The sequence below is a fragment of the Pseudomonas monsensis genome, assembly GCF_014268495.2.
Classification (GTDB): Bacteria; Pseudomonadota; Gammaproteobacteria; order Pseudomonadales; family Pseudomonadaceae; genus Aquipseudomonas; species Aquipseudomonas monsensis.
This window is the reverse complement of sequence record NZ_CP077087.1, coordinates 732,553-752,009: the sequence shown is the minus strand read 5'-3', so window position 1 is coordinate 752,009 and position 19,457 is coordinate 732,553. Positions and strand designations below refer to the sequence as shown.

The window sequence follows — 19,457 nt, the reverse complement described above, 5'->3', positions numbered from 1 at the left end:
AAGTCGCTAGTCGGCGTACATCACCCAGACAACTCGGTCAGTCCCCCCGAAGCTTGGCCAAGCGAAGTTCACCGCAGAAGTCGCAGGTTGGCGTACATCACCCAGACGACTCGGTCAGTCCCCTCTCCCTCTGGGAGAGGGTTAGGGTGAGGGGCTTTGCTTTTATGGCGCGGCGCGCAGGCGCTTGCCGATGACATCGAGCACATCGCAGCCGTCGCGCAAGGGGATTACGCAGAGCTGGGCGAAGTCGCTGAGGATGACGGAGTCGCATTCGACCGAGCCGCGCATGCACATGTTTTCCAGCACCTGGATCACGGCGCGCAGACGATGGTTGGCGGCGTCCATAAGGATGTCGAGAGGCACATGGGTGTCGATGAACAGGGTGGGCATGTCGCTGCAATTGCCGGTGAGGGCCATAAAGCGGTTGTCGGGATGGGGGATGATTTTTTCGTAGGGTGGATCGGGCTTAAGCATAGTCATATCAGTTGTACCTCAATAGGTTTAGAGAGGCTGCCAAATGACCTTCCTACAGGTTTGGGTGGCAGCCATACGCGGGAGTAGGAAACTGAGGAACCCACCAAACTCAGCTACGCCGAAGCGTTCCCGCGCACAGCCGCCGCAAAGATATCTGGGGCACGAATTAAGTGCCGCAATCAAACGACAGCGCTGATGCGCGGTGAATTTCTCAGGGTTCCTACACCCGTCACCACTCTCGCAGTGACAACGAAAAGACTATCCCTGCAACCCACCGCCCACCAGTTCATGAAAACCGCCGCAACTCGAAGGAATCGTCCGAGACCTTCGCCCCGAAAACTCACTCCGACTCTGCCAGCAAAAACGCCAGCAACGCCGATTGCGACGATTCTTCCGACATTGAAACCTGAAAAAACCGCCTGATCTTGCAACGTAAAACCGCCTCTGGAAAGGCCTCGAAAAGTGTCGGATGTTCTTCACTCAACCACTGCAACGCATTGGCCGTTCGAACGTCATTGCCCTGCTGCGCCAGCACCGACTCCGGCACCTGCCACCACGGCAATGTCCGCCCCGCCACCTGCGCCCTGCCGCCGATTTCCAGCGCCTGCCCATTGATCAAACACCGCCCGATCAACGGGAACAGCTGCGCCGCATCAACTTCATTGGCCTGCAGAATCGGCAACAGAAACCGCCCGTCCCAGAAACGAAAAAACACCGTTTTGCCACTCGGCATCAGCACTTGGGTCAGGCTGCGAAAGTGCGCCACCACCTCCTCAAGACTCGCCGAAGAAACCGCCAACCATCCCCAATCCCGCGACTCGGTAGTGGCGACCCAATGCAGAAACTCACTGTCGGCGGCGACAATTCCCACGTAAGGCATCACCGCATCCCACTCGGCATAGATCGTCTCGGCCCAGATCGGACTCGCCGCTTCTGGCCAAGCCTTGAGCGGCTTCGCCTCGCTGGCACTGCTGAACACCGCGAACAATTGCTCGGATGCGCTCAACGGTTCACGCGCCAGCCAATCGGCAGGCAAGAGGAAATCAGGCTGCACAGAGACCGTCCTTGCAACGCTCACACTCTTCGCAGAATGGCGCATCACCTTTAAAACTCATGATTTGCGCGGCAGTGAGCATGGCTGCCGGCGCGGCGGCCAGTTTCTCCGGCAAACCCGGCGCCACAGGTGCGGCACTCATCGCCGCCATCGGTGCGCCGCCCACGACAATCGGCACGCTGCTGAAAATACCGCCGGGGCCGATATTGATCCATTGCCCGCCGGCCTGAATCGTCGCACTCGCACCACCGTCGATCACCACTTGCTGACCGGCGCTGACGTGGAACTGCTGGCTGGCACTGGTCGCCTGATTGGCCACCTTGATATGGCGGCTGCCGGTGACGCTCAAATGATCGTCCTGCTTCACTTCGGTCTGGCGCTGGCCGTGAGTGATGCGCTGCTCATCAGCCTTCAACTCATGGCGGGCGGTGCCGGTGACGACAATGCTGCGCTGGTTATCGACCTGCACCTGTTGATCATTCAACACATGCTGCGTCCAATTGCGCTGGGCGCGCAGGTAGATTTCCTCGGCGCCTTTTTTATCTTCAATACGCAGTTCGTTGTAGCCACCGCCACCGGGGGTGCTCTGGCTGCGGAAAACACTGCGGGTCTTGTCCGCCGGCAGATCCAGCGGCACCGGCGTCGCGGCGTTTGGCAGGCAGCCCACAACCAAGGGCTTGTCGGCATCGGCATCAATGAAGCCGACCAGCACTTCCATGCCCACGCGCGGAATCAGCACGCTGCCGTAACGATCATGGGCCCAACCGGTGGCGACGCGCAGCCAGCAACTGGAATGCTCGTTCAATTCACCGTCGCGATCCCAGGCCAGTTGCACCTTGACCCGACCGTACTCGTCGCAGTGGATTTCCGTGTCTTTCGGCCCCGTGACAACGGCGGGTTGATAACCGAGCATCCGGGGCTTTTCCGGGCCAAGCGCCGGGCGGAAGAACACATCCCACGGCGTAGCGAGAAAGGTATTACGGTAGCCCTGGAAGGATTCGCCATCGCTGGTTACCGATTCCTCCAGCACTTGCGGCTGTCGCCCACGGTGCTCGATCGCGGTCAGCAGCCAAAGGTCATTCCAGCTCTGACGTGGGTGCTCGCTGAGGTGCAGGAAATGTCCGCAAACCAGTGCGGATTCATCGCTGATGCCGTCGGCCTGACGGTAGTCGGCGACATGCCTTTCAAGCGCCCGCTGGGCCAGGTGTTTGCCGGTTTCACGATTATCGAATTGCCCGGGAAAGTGGTAGTCCTCGAGCACCGGGCGTTGCTCGCCGTCGATGCGACTCTCCAACTGCAGGCGCGGCTTTTCGAAGTTGTAGTCACGCCGGGTGACCACGCTGGTACGGGTTTCCACACGCACATTGAAGCGCTTGATCGCCGGCGCCCCGGCAGACATGCCGCTACCGGGCAGATAAAGCGTTGACTCGGCCAATCGCGGGAATACGGTTTGATCGTCGCCGAACACCAACAGATGTCCGTCGAGGCTGTGCTGAAAGTGGTAATGAATGCCGACCTCGGCACACAGCCGCTGAATGAACGCCAGATCGCTTTCGGCGTACTGCACGCAATATTCACGCACCGGGTAATCGCTGCCGAGTCGAAACTCGAAAGCATCGCGCAGGATCGCGTGATCCTTGAGGATTTGCGTCACGATCTGCGGCACGCTCTGGTGCTGGAAAATCCGCTGATTGATGCGATGCCCGAGGTACGTCAGACGCGGCACAAGGCTCAAGTGATAGCGCGTCAGACGTTTCCCGGAGTCGCCCTGCCCGACCTGATAAATCTGACCGTGGACACCGGCGCCCTGAGCATCAAAACTCAGAAATGCCTGACAGTGCAGCAGGCTTTCGAGGTCCAGATCCGGCCGCTCGCTGACCAGTTCCAGTTCGAAGCGATAGGGTTGGCTGATGGCTTCCTTGCCCGTGAACTCAAGGACTTTGAGGTCATGTTGGGCGCCTTCGAGGGTCAACGTGAAACGCGGTTGATTGGCAGGCGCGAACATCCGATGTCTCTCTGCAGAATGAAGGGCGGGCGATTCTGCATGAGGGGCAAGGGGTGATGAATGGGTGACGGGAAAATCAGATTTGCCCTACTTTCATTGATGAAAAGCCCTGCAAAAAGCGGCGCCTTTAACTACAGACAAACCCCCGAAACCCACCATAAAACCCTGTGGGAGCTGGCTTGCCAGCGATAGCGATGTGTCAGTTACCGAATGTTCTGAATGTGCCGCCCTCATCGCTGGCAAGCCAGCTCCCACAGGTTTCTTCAGCGTTGGCAAAAAATCACAGGCAATAAAAAACGGCCCGTCTCCTGTAGGAAACGGGCCGTTTTCCGGTGAGCCGAAGCTCAGCGCATCACTTGTTCAGGTGGAAATCTTTTTCCGCCGCTTCAAAGCGCTGCACCATGCCAGTGGTCGGCGAACCGAGCTTGCTGACGATGTAGATAGCCAGGCTGGCGAAGATGAAGCCCGGGATGATTTCGTACAGACCCAGCAGTTCGAAATGCTTCCAGACCACCACGGTGATCGCGCCGACCAGGATACCGGCCAATGCGCCGTCGCGGGTCATGCCTTTCCAGACCACCGAGATCAGTACAACCGGACCGAACGCAGCACCGAAACCGGCCCAGGCGTAGGACACCAGGCCCAGCACGCGGTTTTCCGGGTTGGCGGCCAGGGCGATCGCGATCAGTGCAACCAACAGCACCATGGCGCGGCCGACCCAGACCAGTTCAACCTGGGAGGCGGATTTACGCAGGAAGGTTTTGTAGAAGTCTTCGGTCAGGGCGCTGGAGCACACCAGCAACTGGCAGCTCAGCGTGCTCATCACCGCGGCGAGAATTGCCGACAGCAGGACACCGGCCACCCATGGATTGAAGAGAATTTTCGCCAGCTCGATGAACACGCGCTCATGGTTCTCGGTCACTGGACCGGCCACTTCCGGGTGTGCCGAGAAGTACGCGATACCAAAGAAGCCCACCGCCACGGTGCCGCCCAGGCACAGGATCATCCAGGTCATGGAGATGCGACGCGCCTTGGCGATCGATTTCACCGAATCCGCCGCCATGAAACGCGCGAGGATGTGCGGCTGACCGAAGTAGCCCAGCCCCCAGCCCATCAGCGAGATGATGCCGATGAAAGTGGTGCCTTTGAGCATGTCGAAGTTGCTTGGATCCTGAGCTTCAATGGCCAGGAACGTGGTGTCGACGCCGCCGGTGGCCAGCAGGACGATGATCGGCGTAAGGATCAGCGCGAAAATCATCAGGGTGGCTTGTACCGTGTCGGTCCAGCTCACCGCGAGGAAACCGCCGATAAAGGTGTAAGCAATCGTCGCCGCAGCACCGGCCCACAGTGCCGTCTCGTAGGACATGCCGAAGGTGCTTTCGAACAGACGGGCGCCAGCCACGATGCCGGAAGCGCAGTAGATGGTGAAGAACACCAGAATCACGATCGCCGAGATGATCCGCAGCAGGCCGCTTTTGTCTTCAAAACGGCTGGCGAAGTAGTCTGGAAGAGTCAGGGCATCGCCGTTGTGCTCGGTCTGCACGCGCAGACGGCCGGCAACGAACAGCCAGTTCAGGTAGGCACCGATGACCAGACCGATGGCGATCCAGCTTTCGGAAAGACCGGACATGTAAATGGCGCCCGGCAGGCCCATCAACAACCAGCCGCTCATGTCGGAAGCACCGGCAGACAGAGCCGTCACGACGCTGCCGAGGCTACGACCGCCAAGAATGTAGTCAGAAAGGTTGTTGGTGGAGCGATAGGCCATCAGGCCGATCAGCACCATTGCTGCGATGTAGATCACGAACGTGATCAGGGTTGGATTGCTTACGCTCATTGAGTTACGCCCTGGCTTTGTTTTTATGTAGCGGCGGTGGTGAACCGCTCGCAAACGACGACGTTTGGCAGACGATCCGGGATCCCGCGCATTTAGGACTGATGTTTCCCCAGGAAAGCCATCAGCCGGTACACCGGGTTATTCCCGGTTGCACCTAGGGCGCGAATGCTATGCAACAAATCAAATAAGGTGCAACCAGTTTCGAGCGAATAAGTTGCACCTAGTCGGATTTATCGACAATCACCGCGTTTTTGCTCCCTTTTGTGGCAGTCATCACCGTTGGCTAGAAGCAAAAGCACCAAGCAGGAGCAGCACTTTCGTACCAGAAAATAATTCCTGACGAGCTGCATATTATTCCGACAAAAAAAGGGTTGCACCCGGTTGCACCTCTCTCAGCGCGCGGCTAATCTTGCGGCCAGCTGATGCCACGCAACTGTGGCAACCATGAGGATAAAAATATGGCTACCACCACCCTTGGGGTCAAACTCGATGACCCGACCCGCGAACGCCTGAAGGCGGCCGCGACCTCGATTGATCGCACGCCGCACTGGCTGATCAAGCAGGCAATTTTCAATTACCTGGAAAAACTCGAGGGTGGTGCAACCCTGACCGAGCTGAACGGTTTGACCGCCAAGGACGCCGACGACGCCGGTGAAGTCCACACCGATCATGCCCACCAGTGCTTCCTCGAATTCGCCGAAAGCATCCTGCCGCAATCGGTACTCCGTGCTTCGATCACCGCTGCTTACCGTCGCCCTGAGCCGGAAGTGGTGCCGATGCTGATCGAGCAGGCGCGCCTGCCGGCACCGATGGCCGAAGCCACCAACAAACTTGCCGCAACCATCGCGGAAAAACTGCGTAACCAGAAAAGTGCCGGCGGTCGTGCAGGCATTGTTCAGGGCCTGCTGCAGGAGTTTTCCCTGTCGTCCCAGGAAGGCGTCGCCCTGATGTGCCTGGCTGAAGCGCTGCTGCGTATTCCGGACAAAGGCACTCGCGACGCACTGATCCGCGACAAGATCAGCACCGGTAACTGGCATCCGCATTTGGGCAACAGCCCGTCGCTGTTCGTCAACGCGGCAACCTGGGGTCTGCTGCTGACCGGCAAGCTTGTGTCTACGCACAACGAAGCTGGCCTGACGTCGTCCTTGAGCCGCATCATCGGCAAGAGCGGCGAGCCGATGATCCGCAAGGGCGTCGACATGGCCATGCGCCTGATGGGCGAGCAGTTCGTCACCGGCGAAACCATCGCCGAAGCGCTGGCCAACGCGAGCAAGTTCGAAGCCAAGGGTTTCCGTTATTCCTACGACATGCTCGGTGAAGCGGCCCTGACCGAACACGACGCACAGAAGTACCTGGCGTCGTACGAACAAGCCATTCACTCGATCGGCAAAGCCTCCCACGGTCGTGGGATTTATGAAGGTCCGGGCATTTCCATCAAGCTCTCGGCCCTGCACCCGCGCTACAGCCGTGCGCAGTACGAGCGCGTAATGGACGAGTTGTACCCGCGCCTGCTGTCGCTGACCCTGCTGGCCAAGCAATACGACATCGGCCTGAACATCGACGCCGAAGAAGCCGACCGTCTTGAACTGTCGCTGGATCTGCTCGAGCGCCTGTGCTTCGAGCCGCAACTGACCGGCTGGAACGGCATCGGTTTCGTCATCCAGGCGTACCAGAAACGTTGCCCGTACGTGATCGACTACGTGATCGACCTGGCCCGCCGCAGCCGTCATCGCCTGATGATCCGCCTGGTGAAAGGCGCGTACTGGGACAGCGAAATCAAACGCGCCCAGGTCGAAGGCCTGGAAGGCTATCCGGTCTACACCCGCAAGGTGTACACCGACGTTTCCTACATCGCTTGCGCACGCAAACTGCTGTCGGTGCCGGAAGTCATCTACCCGCAGTTCGCTACGCACAACGCCCACACCCTGTCGGCCATTTACCATATTGCCGGTCAGAACTATTACCCGGGCCAGTACGAATTCCAGTGCCTGCACGGCATGGGCGAACCGCTTTACGAGCAGGTTGTCGGCAAAGTTTCCGAAGGCAAGTTGAACCGTCCGTGCCGCGTGTACGCACCGGTCGGCACCCACGAAACCCTGCTGGCGTACCTCGTGCGTCGCCTGCTGGAAAACGGCGCGAACACCTCGTTCGTCAACCGCATTGCCGACCAGTCGATTTCGATTCAGGAACTGGTGGCCGATCCGGTGGCGCAGATCGAGCAGATGGCGACCGTGGAAGGTGGTTTCGGCCTGCCGCACCCGCGTATTCCGCTGCCGCGTGACCTGTACGGCGCCGAGCGCGCCAACTCCGCCGGCATCGACATGGCCAACGAACACCGTCTGGCCTCGCTGTCCTGCGCCCTGCTCGCCACCGCGCACAACAACTGGAAAGCCGCGCCGATGCTCGGTTGCGCTTCCAGCAACGAAGCGCCGGCACCGGTGCTGAACCCGGCCGATCACCGCGATGTGGTCGGACACGTGCAGGAAGCCACCGTCGAAGACGTCGACAACGCCATTCAATGTGCCCTGAATGCTGCACCGATCTGGCAGGCCACGCCGCCGGCCGAACGGGCGGCGATTCTGGAACGTGCCGCTGACTTGATGGAAGGCGAAATCCAGCCACTGATGGGCCTGCTGGCCCGTGAAGCCGGCAAGACTTTCGCCAACGCCATCGCCGAAGTCCGTGAAGCGGTCGACTTCCTGCGTTATTACGCAGTGCAGGCACGCAACGATTTCAGCAACGACGCCCACCGCCCGTTGGGTCCGGTGGTGTGCATCAGCCCGTGGAACTTCCCGCTGGCGATCTTCAGCGGTCAGGTCGCTGCCGCACTGGCTGCCGGTAACCCGGTACTGGCCAAACCGGCCGAACAGACCCCGCTGGTGGCTGCTCAGGCTGTGCGCCTGATGCTTGAGGCCGGCATCCCGGAAGGCGTACTGCAACTGTTGCCGGGTCGCGGTGAAACCGTCGGTGCCGGTCTGGTCGGTGACGAGCGCGTCAAAGGCGTGATGTTCACCGGTTCCACCGAAGTCGCGCGTCTGCTGCAACGCAACATTGCCGGTCGCCTCGACAACCAGGGCCGTCCGATTCCGCTGATCGCCGAAACCGGTGGCCAGAACGCGATGATCGTCGATTCTTCGGCACTGACCGAACAGGTTGTGATCGACGTGGTGTCTTCGGCCTTCGACAGTGCTGGCCAGCGTTGCTCGGCCCTGCGTGTACTGTGCCTGCAGGAAGATTCCGCGGACCGTGTCATCGAAATGCTCAAAGGCGCGATGGCTGAAAGCCGTCTCGGCAACCCGGAGCGGCTGTCCGTGGACATCGGCCCGGTGATCGACGCCGAAGCCAAGGCTGGCATCGACAAGCACATCCAGGGCATGCGCGATAAAGGTCGCAACGTGTACCAGGTGGCAATTGCCGACAGCGAAGAAGTCAAACGCGGCACTTTCGTCATGCCGACCCTGATCGAGCTGGAAAGCTTCGACGAACTGCAACGCGAGATCTTCGGTCCGGTGCTGCACGTGGTGCGCTACAAGCGTAAAGAGATCGATCAACTGATCGGCCAGATCAACGCTTCCGGTTATGGCCTGACGCTGGGCGTGCACACGCGCATCGACGAGACCATCGCCAAGGTGATCGACAACGTCAACGCCGGTAACGTCTACGTCAACCGCAACATCGTCGGTGCCGTGGTCGGCGTGCAGCCGTTCGGCGGCGAAGGCCTGTCGGGTACTGGCCCGAAAGCCGGTGGCCCGCTGTACCTGTACCGCCTGCTGTCGACGCGTCCTGCCGACGCGATCGAACAATCCTTCGCTCGCGGTGATGCCGTTATCGCTCCGGACGTTCGTTTGCGCGACGCCATGAGCAAACCGCTGAATGCCTTGAAAGCCTGGGCCGACAGCAACAAGTTCGCTGACTTGAGCACCCTGTGCGTGCAGTACGCTGCGCAATCGCAGAGCGGCATCACCCGCGTATTGGCCGGCCCGACTGGCGAGAAGAACAGCTACGCGATCCTGCCGCGCGAGCACGTGTTGTGCCTGACCGAAGTTGAAGGTGATCTGCTGACGCAACTGGCTGCGGTATTGGCCGTAGGCGGTTCGGCGGTATGGCCGGAGTCCGACATCAGCAAGGCCTTGTTCGCACGCCTGCCGAAGGATGTTCAGGCGCGGATCAAGCTGGTTTCCGACTGGAACAAGGACGAGGTGGTGTTTGATGCCGTTCTGCATCATGGCCATTCCGACCAGTTGCGCGGCGTTTGCCAGCAGATTGCCAAGCGTGCCGGCGCGATTGTTGGGGTTCAGGGCTTGTCCCAGGGCGAGACCAATATTGCCCTGGAGCGTCTGGTGATCGAGCGTGCGTTGAGTGTTAACACCGCTGCGGCGGGTGGTAACGCGAGCTTGATGACTATCGGTTAACACCCGATAAACCGGGCACCTGCATGGGTGTCCGGCATAGCAACAGTCCCTGTGGGAGCGAGCTTGCTCGCGAAAGCGGTTTGCCAGTCAACATGAACGTTGAATGTGCCGGCCTCTTCGCGAGCAAGCTCGCTCCCACAGTGTTTTGTGGTGTTTGTTAAGTCGGCGCGCGGCTCCAACATCACGCCCATCAATCATCCTGTTCAGCCTCTATCAGCACGCCTAGACTCGGCCCAAACCCAAATTTCAGGTAGGCCGCCATGTCCGAGACGCTGCTCAGTTCCCGCAATCTGGCTTTCGAGCTGTATGAAGTCCTTGATGCCGAGGGCCTGACCCGGCGTGAGCGGTTTGCCGAGCACAACCGCGAGACCTTCGACGCCGCCATCGGCACCGCGCGCAGCATCGCCGAGAAATTTTTCGCACCGCACAACCGCAAGGGCGACGAAAACGAGCCGCGCTACGAGAACGGCCAGGCGATTCTGATTCCGGAGGTCAAACCGGCGGTGGATGCCTTCCTCGAAGCCGGTTTCCTCAACGCCGCACGCAGCTTCGACGCCGGCGGCATGCAGTTACCTACGCTGCTTTCCCAAGCCTGCTTCGCGCATTTCCAGTCGGCCAACGCCGCGTCGACGTCGTATCCGTTCCTGACCATGGGCGCTGCCAATCTGATCGAAAGCTTCGGCACCGACGAGCAGAAACAGCGCTTTCTGCAACCGATGATCGACGGCCGCTTCTTCGGCACTATGGCGCTGACCGAACCCCACGCAGGCTCATCGCTGTCGGATATTCGTACCCGCGCCGAGCCGGCGTCCGACGGCACTTATCGCCTCAAGGGCAACAAGATCTTCATTTCCGGCGGCGATCACCCGCTGTCGGAGAACATCGTGCACATGGTGCTGGCGAAATTGCCGGACGCACCTGCGGGCGTTAAAGGCATTTCGCTGTTCATCGTGCCGAAGTTTCTGGTCAACGATGACGGCAGCCTCGGTCAGCGTAATGACGTGCTGCTGGCCGGGCTGTTTCACAAGATGGGTTGGCGCGGCACCACTTCGACCGCGCTGAACTTCGGCGATAACGGTGAGTGTGTCGGTTATCTGGTGGGCAAAGCGCATCACGGTTTGAGCTACATGTTCCAGATGATGAACGAAGCGCGGATTGGCGTCGGCATGGGCGCAGTGATGCTCGGTTACGCCGGTTACCTGTACTCGCTGGAGTACGCCCGCGAGCGCCCGCAAGGCCGGGTGCCGGACAGCAAGGACCCGACCACCGCGCCAGTGGCGATCATTCAGCATGCGGATGTCAGACGCATGCTGCTGACACAGAAATCCTACGTCGAAGGCGCCTTTGACCTCGGTCTGTACGCGGCGCGGCTGTTCGATGACACCACCACACTGGAAAGCGAAGCCGAGCGCCAACAGGCCCATGAGCTGCTGGACCTGCTGACGCCAATCGTCAAATCCTGGCCGTCGGAGTTCTGCCTCAAGGCCAACGAACTGGCGATCCAGATTCTCGGCGGCCACGGCTACACCCGTGAATACCCGGTGGAGCAGTATTACCGCGACAACCGCTTGAACCCGATTCACGAAGGCACTCACGGTATTCAGTCGCTGGACTTGCTCGGGCGCAAACTGGCGCAGAACGGTGGCGCGGGGCTCAAGCAATTGATCCGGTTGATCGCCGACACTTCCGAGCGCGCCACTGCGTACGAATCGTTAACCGCATTGCGTGAGCCGCTGGAGAAACTGGTCGCGCGCCTGCAAGGGGTGACCATCGGTTTGCTGACTGATCTGGCGCAAGGCAAGGTCAACAGCAGCCTGGCCAATTCGGCGCTGTACCTGAAGGTGTTCGGGCATACGGTGATCGGCTGGCGCTGGCTGGAGCAGGCGATTCGCGCCGAGGAAGGCCTGGCCAAGGGCAATGCAACGGATGCCGACTTCTATAAGGGCAAGTTGCAGGCGGCGCGGTATTTCCTGACGTGGGAAGTGCCGGGTTGCCACCATGAACTGACGTTGCTGGAGGCGCGGGATGAGACGTGTCTGGCGATGCAGGATGCGTGGTTCTGAAAGCCAACCCTCACCCCAGCCCTCTCCCGGAGGGAGAGGGGGCCGACCGAGGTGTCTGGCGCTATACGTCGACATGAAAAATCCAGTCGATTATGGATTCGGTGTAGCCCTTTCAGGTCGGCGTATTTCTCAAGTATCCGCATTCAGTCCCCTCTCCCGCAGGGAGATAGGGCCGACCGAGGTGTCTGGCGCTATACGTCGACCTGAAAAATCCAGTCGATTATGGATTCGGTGTAGCCCTTTCAGGTCGGCGTATTTCTCAAGTATCCCGCATTCAGTCCCCTCTCCCTCCGGGAGAGGGCTAGGGTGAGGGGCTTTTCAGGCTCAGCACTCAACTCAGCTTGAACCCACCCATCTGCCGCGCCAGATCATCCGCCAGTTTCTGCAGCATCTGACAATCCTCGCGACAGGCCCGAACCTCCCCCGCCGTGGCCCGCGCCAGATCAGAAATCCCCTGTACATTGCGGTTGATCTCCTCCGTCACCGCCGACTGCTCTTCCGTCGCCGTCGCCACTTGATGGTTCATGTCGCTGATGCGCTCGACCTGCCCGGTAATCGCCGTCAACGACGCGCCGGTACGCTGGCTCGACTCAACCCCGGTGCCGGTTGCAGCTTGCCCGGTGCGCATCGACGACACGGCATTTTCCGCGCCTTGTTTGAGGCTACCGATCATCTGCTGAATCTCGTCCGTGGACGCCTGCGTGCGTCGTGCCAGGGTGCGCACCTCATCCGCCACCACGGCAAACCCGCGCCCCATATCCCCGGCCCGCGCCGCTTCAATGGCGGCGTTGAGTGCCAGCAGGTTGGTCTGCTCGGACACCCCGCGAATCACCGCCAGCACCGAGTCGATCGACGCCACTTGCTGCGCCAGCTCCCCCACCGCACCGGCGGCCACGCCAATCTCATCGGACATGCTTTCGATATGGCGGATCGAGCCGCCGACTACTTCCCGCGCCTGCAGGGCTTCATCCCGTGCGGTTTGCGAGGCCAGCGCGGCGTTGCCGGCGTTCTGCGCGATCTCCTGCACGGTCAGGCCCATTTCATGAACGGCGGTGGCGACCATGTCGGTCATCTCCTGCTGACGACCAGAGCGCTCGGCGGTGTTATCCACAACCTTGGCCACTTGGCCGACAGCCGTGCGCAAACGCTCACTGGTAGCCAACACTTCGCCAATCATTGCGCGCTGGCTGTCGAGGAATCGGTTGAAGCCCCGAGCCAGATCGCCCAGCTCGTCGGCGCGACTGGAATCTAACCGGTGGGTCAAATCTCCACCACCGCTACCGATTGCTACCAGCGCGGCTGTTACTTGGCGAATCGGTCGCACCAAACCTTGCGCCAACCACACCACCAAAGCGAGGCACACCAGTGCCACCGCCAGACCGATGCCGCCGCTCATCCACATGGCTTTGCGCGCCTCGGCATAGATCTGCGATTGCGGCACTTCGGCCACCAGGGTCCAGCCCAGATCACGCAGAGGCAGGCTGAAGGCGAGGAAGTCTTCGCCGTCTCTTTGGAAGCCGCTGCTCACGGCAGCTTTTTGCCCCATGACGGCTTGTGCCGCCGAAGCACCGATCTGCTCCGAGAGGGTGCGCTTGCCACTGAACTGCGCTTCAGGATGCACCTGAATCAAACCGTCGGAACGCACCAGATAGACCTTGCCGCGCTCGCCAAAACTGAAGTTGTGGATCAACTCCGACAACTCTTTCATGCTCAAACCAAGCCCGGCCACGCCGACCACTTTGCCGGCCTGCTCGACCTTCAAGTCGATGAACAGCGCCAACTCCCCGGTGGCGCCATCGTTGTCGATATTCAGGGTGCGCGGCTGATGGCTGTCGAGGAAGGAATAGAACCAGGCATCGGCCGGTTTGGCGCGACTGAGGGTGCGGTCCAGGCCTTTTTCGGTGATGTAGTGATTGGATTCGGTGCCGATGATCAGCGCGGTGAAGGCCTTGTGTTCGGCGCGGATGCCTTCCAGATACTGCGCGAAGGCCGCCGTTTTGCCGCTGTCTTCCCCCGAGGCCAGCCAGTCGCGGACCATCGTGTTGCTGGCGATGTCTTTGGCGGCGGTCAGCGGCTGGACGAGGATGCGCTCAATATCGTTGCGCGTCGCTTCGATGCTCGACGGCAGCGCTTGTTCGACCAGATAGCTCTGGGCGAGGCGGTTGACCACCAGGGTATAAATGCCAACCACGATCAGGATACTGACCAGCAGGGCGGTGCCCATGCTGAGAATCAGCTGCCATTGAATACTGCGTCGCCACAACTGCATGGAGCACCCCCAAAGAATAAGAGGCAAAAACACTGCAACTGTCGCGCCAAATGTATACAAAAATCAGAACTATTGTTTCGCAATCTAAGCTCGGAGCTGAAAAAACCCACGAAAACAACCCCACGTCTACTGTCAAGGTTGTCAGGTGCAGGTGGCCTCTTGAAGCCCTACTCTTCGTTGGCAAAACCCAAAACCGAGGAGTCAAAAATGAGCAGAGAACGCAAAATTGAAAGCACTGCGTCCCTGAGTCGGGATGAAATGTTAAAAGCCGTTCGGGTTGGTCAAAAGATTCTAGACCCACTCAAAGGTACAGAAACCACAGTGCTGACCAAATCATTCGAAGAGTCGGCAGGCGGCTGGTTTATCGAGATAACAGTCGACGCAGACCCGACCAAGCCGTGGCGCAGTGCAACAGAAGTCAACCGTGAGGAATTGACTCTATGGGCTGAAAAGGGGGATTTACTCACAGATCCCGAATTCCCCGATGGTCCTTGGACGGTGAAGAGAAAGGAAGTTGTGAAACTGGAAAACGGCTATGTATTCAGGCTTGGCTGAACCATCTGATTATTCATGCCTCACCAGGGCGCTCCTCGGAATGGAGCGCCCTGTAGCGACGCCTCAACCCTGATTGATGGTCTTGGCGATGGTTTCGACCGTGGCGCTGACTTGCTCTTGGTAACGGTCGAGTTCTTCCTGGTGCTGCTTCTTCATTTCGATCTGCTGCGAGCACAGATTCATCGCCGCCAGCACCAGCAAGCGGTCACCGATCAGCGTCGGGTATTTGCGCTTGGTGTCGTCCAGCGCAGCCTTGAGCATCATGGCTGCGTCCAGCAGGGTCTGTTCTTCCCCGGCCGGTGCCTTGATCGAGTAGTCCTCCCCGAGAATGGAGATGACCTTTACCCCTGCTGTGCCGTAATTCATGCGCTGACAGGACCTGCGTTGACGCGATCAACCAGGGCCTGGATGCGCGCTGCGGTGGCGCCGTGTTTCTCTTCCTGCTCCATCAGGTTCAGTTGCAGGCTTTCGTTTTCATCCTTGGCCTGAGCCAGTTCCGCAGACAGGGTCTGGTTGGTTTCCAGCAAAGTCTGGTTCTGTTGCACCAGGTCGCTGACGAGCTGTTCCAATTGGCTGAGGGATGCTTCCAACATTTTGATCTTCCAGGCGTTTTTCAAAGGGCGCGTACGATAAAGAAAAGTCATCACGGATGCCAGGGTTAAACCGGCGCAAGGCCTTGATTTTCCTGGCGGCCGACCGTTCTCGCGAGTTTAAAAGACTGTGATCTGCCGATCTGGTTCCTGCACTTCGTCGCTCAACCCCCTATGCGACAAATACGCGCAGCGCCTCAAGACTTTAGTCGTATGACCGATAAGTCATCCATACAGCCGTCTCAGCCCGCATGGATGCGGCCCTCCTCTGGTATCCGCCCCATGTCCCTTCGCAATATGAATATCGCCCCCCGGGCGTTCACCGGCTTCGCCCTGATCGGCGGCCTGATGCTGATTCTGGGTGTGTTCGCCTTGAACCAGATGAGCAAAATACGCGCAGCGGGCCAAGAAATTGCCACTGCCAGCGTGCCGTCCATCAAGGCCCTCGACGAGTTCACTCAACTGACCCTGCGCCTGCGGGTGCTGTCCTACCGGTTGCTGATCAACCGCGAACCGGACGTGCAGCAAAAAACCATTGAGCTGTTCGAGCTGCGCAACAAGCAGATCGCCGACGCCCAGCGCGCCTACGAACCGTTGATCAATGGCCCGCAAGAGCGTGCAGCCTACGACCAGTACGTGCAGCTTCTGGCCCAGTACCGCCAACTCGAAGACCGGATGAAAAGCCTGTCGCGCAACAATCAGGTCGATGAACTGCGGCAGATGCTCAACGCGGATTTGCTGAGTAACTCGGAAGCGGTGAACACCGCACTGGCGCGGCTGCTGGAGATCAACACCCAGCAAATCGCCGAAACTGATCAAGGCGCAGCCGATCAGTACGCGATATCGTTCAACCTGGTCGTGACCCTGTTGCTGATCGCCACCGGCCTGACCTTCCTGTTCGCCTGGTTGCTGACCGTCAGCATCACCAAGCCGATTGCCAAGGCACTCGACGCAGCGGAAACCATCGCCGAAGGCAACCTGACCCAGCCGATCCACGTTGACGGCAACGACGAAGCCGGCCGCTTGCTGGCCGCGATGGCCAAGATGCAATCGAAGCTGCGCGACACCCTGCAGCGGATTTCCGGCTCGGCCACGCAACTGGCGTCCGCTGCCGAAGAGCTGAACAGCGTCACCGACGAAAGCGCCCGTGGCCTGACCCAGCAGAACAACGAAATCGAACAGGCCGCCACGGCGGTCAACGAAATGACCAGCGCCGTTGAAGAAGTCGCACGCAACGCGGTCAGCACGTCGGAAGCGTCGAAAAACGCCACCACGTCCGCCGGCGACGGTCGCGACCTGGTGCAGGAAACCGTCAGCGCCATCGAACGCATGAGCGCCGATGTGCAGAGCACGGCGACCCTGATCGGTGATCTGGCCAACGAATCCCGTGACATCGGCAAGGTCCTGGACGTTATTCGCGGTTTGGCCGACCAGACCAACCTGTTGGCACTGAACGCTGCCATTGAAGCAGCACGCGCCGGCGAAGCCGGCCGTGGTTTTGCGGTAGTCGCCGATGAGGTGCGTGCGCTGGCCCATCGCACCCAACAGTCGACCAGCGAAATCGAGCGGATGATCGGCAGCATTCAGAGCGGCACCGAACACGCGGTGGACTCGATGCGCAACAGTACCGAACGCGCCGAATCGACACTGAACATCGCCCGGGGCGCCGGGATGTCGCTGGACACCATCAACACCGCAATCGTCGAGATCAACGAGCGCAACCTGGTGATCGCCAGCGCCGCCGAAGAGCAGGCACAAGTGGCCCGCGAGGTGGATCGCAACCTGGTGAACATCCGCGACCTGTCGGTGCAATCGGCCACCGGCGCGAATCAGACCAGTGCGGCGAGCAACGAGCTGTCGCGTCTGGCGCTGGATTTGAACAACATGGTTGGGCGGTTCAGCCTCTGATTCACTCGATCAAAAGCAAAAGCACCCTCACCCCAGCCCTCTCCCAGAGGGAGAGGGAGCAGATCGGGGGCTTTTCAAAATCCGAGTTCGACTTCGGACTTTCAGGTCGGCGTACCTCGCCCAAACACTTCGATCAGCCCCCTCTCCCAGAGGGAGAGGGCTGGGGTGAGGCTTTTCAAAATCCGAGTTCGACTCCGGACTTTCAGGTTGGCGTACCTCGCACAAACACCTTGATCAGCCCCCTCTCCCAGAGGGAGAGGGAGCAGATCTGTGTGCCTTTCAAACCTGAGTTCGACTCAGAATTTTCAGGTCGATGGACCTCGCCCAGACACTTCGATCAGTCCCCTCTCCCCCCGGGAGAGGGCTAGGGTGAGGGCAGCCATCGCCAGCCGAACCCAAACCTCGAATCCCCCAGCGTAAAAAGCTTTTTGACAGCATCACATTTCAACAGGTTAGAATCGCTGGCACGCAGACTGCATGGTCAGTTTGTGCCCGTCTTTACGCTTCTGGAGTACTGCCTTTGAATGCGACGACCATCAACAGCCTGTTCTTGATCGGCGCGTTGCTGGTAGGTGCAAGCATTCTTGTCAGTTCCCTGTCTTCGCGTCTCGGCATTCCGATTCTGGTCATCATTCTTGCGGTCGGCATGGCCGCCGGGGTCGATGGCGGCGGGATCATTTTCGATAACTACCCGACCGCCTATCTGGTCGGCAACCTCGCCCTGGCAGTGATCCTGCTCGACGGTGGTTTGCGCACCCGGGTTTCAAGTTTCCGTGTGGCCTTGTGGCCGGCGCTGTCGCTGGCCACGGTCGGGGTATTGATCACCACCGGGCTGACCGGCATGGCGGCGGCGTGGCTGTTCGACCTCAATCTGATTCAAGGCCTGCTGATCGGCGCCATCGTCGGCTCCACGGACGCCGCAGCGGTGTTCTCGCTGCTCGGCGGCAAGGGACTCAACGAACGGGTGACCGCGAGCCTGGAAATCGAATCCGGCAGCAACGACCCGATGGCGGTGTTCCTCACCGTAACCCTGATCGACATGCTCGCCAGCGGCCAGACCGGCCTGCACTGGAGCCTGTTGACTCACCTGATCCGCGAGTTCGGCATCGGTGGCGTGATCGGCCTCGGTGGCGGCTGGTTGATGTTGCAACTGGTCAACCGGATCAACCTCGCCACCGGCCTGTACCCGATTCTGGTGATCGCTGGCGGTCTGGTGGTGTTCGCACTGACCAACGCCTTGCACGGCAGTGGTTTCCTCGCGGTGTACCTGTGTGGCCTGGTGATCGGCAACCGCCCGGTGCGCAGCCGTCACGGCATTCTGCACATGCTCGACGGCATGGCGTGGCTGGCGCAGATCGGCATGTTCCTCGTGCTGGGGCTGCTGGTCACGCCGCATGACTTACTGCCGATCGCCCTGCCGGCGCTGGGTCTGGCGCTGTGGATGATTCTGTTCGCCCGGCCGCTGTCGGTGGTCGTCGGCCTGCTGCCGTTCAAGGCGTTCCACGGCCGCGAGAAAGCCTTTATTTCCTGGGTCGGCCTGCGCGGCGCGGTGCCGATCATTCTCGCGGTGTTCCCGTTGATGGCCGGGCTGCCGAATGCGCAGCTGTACTTCAACCTCGCGTTTTTCATCGTGCTGGTGTCGCTGCTGGTGCAGGGCACGAGCCTGCCGTGGGTGGCCAAGCTGTTGAAGGTGACGGTACCGCCGGAGCCGGCGCCGATCTCGCGTTCCGCACTGGAGGTGCACATCACCAGCGAGTGGGAGCTGTTCGTTTACAAGCTCGGCGCCGAGAAATGGTGCATCGGTTCGCCCCTGCGTGAACTGAAAATGCCCGAAGGCACGCGCATCGCCGCCCTGTTTCGCGGCCAGCAACTGCTCCATCCGTCGGGTAGCACGGTGCTGGAAGTCGATGATTTGTTGTGTGTTATCGGCCATGAACACAACTTGCCGGCCCTCGGCAAACTGTTCAGCCAGGCACCGCAACGCGGTCTGGATCTGCGCTTCTTCGGCGACTTTGTACTCGAAGGAGACGCCCAGCTTAAAGCGGTTGCAGCGCTTTACGGGTTGCCGGCCGACGGCATCGATCCGGACATGACCCTCGGTGCGTTCATTGCCCACAAGGTCGGTGGTGCACCAATCGTCGGCGACCAGGTGGAGTGGAACAACACTCACTGGACGGTCGCGGTCATGGACGGGAACAAGATCGGCAAAGTGGGCGTCAGATTCCCCGAAGGAAGTCGCCCGGGTCCCGGTCTCTTCCTCTAAACTGCGTCCACTCTCACTTGCTTGACC

General features: G+C 60.1%; 12 protein-coding genes and 2 pseudogenes. 6 read left to right on the top strand and 8 right to left on the bottom strand.

Features of this window, described 5'->3' with window-relative positions; genetic code table 11:
- Window positions 1-162: 162 nt before the first annotated feature.
- The 4 genes from HV782_RS03220 to putP all read right to left on the bottom strand — a co-directional run bounded on the left by HV782_RS03220 (window position 163) and on the right by putP (window position 5,370).
- Window positions 163-480 (bottom strand): hypothetical protein, encoded by a 318-nt coding sequence (locus tag HV782_RS03220; RefSeq protein WP_186746193.1) that lies wholly within the window; start codon window positions 478-480, stop codon window positions 163-165.
- A gap of 334 nt (window positions 481-814) precedes the next feature.
- Window positions 815-1,528 (bottom strand): DUF4123 domain-containing protein, encoded by a 714-nt coding sequence (locus HV782_RS03215; RefSeq protein WP_186746195.1) that lies wholly within the window; start codon window positions 1,526-1,528, stop codon window positions 815-817.
- Window positions 1,518-3,533 (bottom strand): type VI secretion system Vgr family protein, encoded by a 2,016-nt coding sequence (locus HV782_RS03210; protein WP_186746197.1) that lies wholly within the window; start codon window positions 3,531-3,533, stop codon window positions 1,518-1,520. Before HV782_RS03210 ends, HV782_RS03215 begins: the two co-directional genes overlap by 11 nt.
- Window positions 3,534-3,885: 352 nt before the next feature.
- Window positions 3,886-5,370 (bottom strand): sodium/proline symporter PutP, encoded by a 1,485-nt coding sequence (putP, locus tag HV782_RS03205; protein WP_186746199.1) that lies wholly within the window; start codon window positions 5,368-5,370, stop codon window positions 3,886-3,888.
- A 458-nt stretch (window positions 5,371-5,828) separates the two neighbouring features.
- On the opposite strand from putP, the gene putA reads away from it, so the two are divergent.
- Together putA and HV782_RS03195 are read left to right on the top strand one after the other, a co-directional pair.
- The gene (gene putA, locus HV782_RS03200; protein ID WP_186746201.1) at window positions 5,829-9,782 is read left to right on the top strand and encodes a trifunctional transcriptional regulator/proline dehydrogenase/L-glutamate gamma-semialdehyde dehydrogenase; all 3,954 of its coding nucleotides are present in this window, start codon (window positions 5,829-5,831) and stop codon (window positions 9,780-9,782) included.
- A 260-nt stretch (window positions 9,783-10,042) separates the two neighbouring features.
- Entirely contained in the window at window positions 10,043-11,845 is a 1,803-nt protein-coding gene (locus tag HV782_RS03195) for an acyl-CoA dehydrogenase (protein WP_186746203.1), read from the top strand.
- Window positions 11,846-12,176: 331 nt separating this feature from the next.
- Here the strand turns inward: HV782_RS03195 and HV782_RS28900 are convergent, their stop codons facing one another.
- Window positions 12,177-12,908 carry a methyl-accepting chemotaxis protein gene (locus HV782_RS28900; protein WP_371921220.1) on the bottom strand — a complete coding sequence of 244 codons (732 nt, stop codon included), beginning with the start codon at window positions 12,906-12,908 and terminating at the stop codon, window positions 12,177-12,179.
- A gap of 135 nt (window positions 12,909-13,043) precedes the next feature.
- Window positions 13,044-14,069 (bottom strand): annotated as a pseudogene (locus HV782_RS28895) (cache domain-containing protein); the annotation flags it as partial.
- A gap of 252 nt (window positions 14,070-14,321) precedes the next feature.
- Between HV782_RS28895 and HV782_RS03185 the strand changes: the two are divergent.
- Window positions 14,322-14,669 (top strand): hypothetical protein, encoded by a 348-nt coding sequence (locus HV782_RS03185; RefSeq protein WP_186746205.1) that lies wholly within the window; start codon window positions 14,322-14,324, stop codon window positions 14,667-14,669.
- Window positions 14,670-14,732: 63 nt separating this feature from the next.
- Here the strand turns inward: HV782_RS03185 and HV782_RS03180 are convergent, their stop codons facing one another.
- Together HV782_RS03180 and HV782_RS03175 are read right to left on the bottom strand one after the other, a co-directional pair.
- Window positions 14,733-15,035, bottom strand: a complete 303-nt coding sequence (locus HV782_RS03180; RefSeq protein ID WP_123470784.1) for a cell division protein ZapA — start codon at window positions 15,033-15,035, stop codon at window positions 14,733-14,735.
- Window positions 15,032-15,262, bottom strand: a complete 231-nt coding sequence (locus HV782_RS03175; RefSeq protein WP_123471165.1) for a hypothetical protein — start codon at window positions 15,260-15,262, stop codon at window positions 15,032-15,034. The genes HV782_RS03180 and HV782_RS03175 overlap by 4 nt, the downstream gene beginning before the upstream one ends.
- Before the next feature lie 171 nt (window positions 15,263-15,433).
- Between HV782_RS03175 and HV782_RS28890 the strand changes: the two are divergent.
- From HV782_RS28890 to HV782_RS03165, 3 genes and pseudogenes are all read left to right on the top strand, one after another.
- Window positions 15,434-16,264: pseudogene (locus HV782_RS28890) on the top strand (MCP four helix bundle domain-containing protein); the annotation flags it as partial.
- A 30-nt stretch (window positions 16,265-16,294) separates the two neighbouring features.
- Window positions 16,295-17,167 carry a methyl-accepting chemotaxis protein gene (locus HV782_RS28885; RefSeq protein WP_371917813.1) on the top strand — a complete coding sequence of 291 codons (873 nt, stop codon included), beginning with the start codon at window positions 16,295-16,297 and terminating at the stop codon, window positions 17,165-17,167.
- Between the two features lie 520 nt (window positions 17,168-17,687).
- Window positions 17,688-19,430 (top strand): potassium/proton antiporter, encoded by a 1,743-nt coding sequence (locus HV782_RS03165; RefSeq protein WP_123470781.1) that lies wholly within the window; start codon window positions 17,688-17,690, stop codon window positions 19,428-19,430.
- Window positions 19,431-19,457 lie beyond the last annotated feature (27 nt).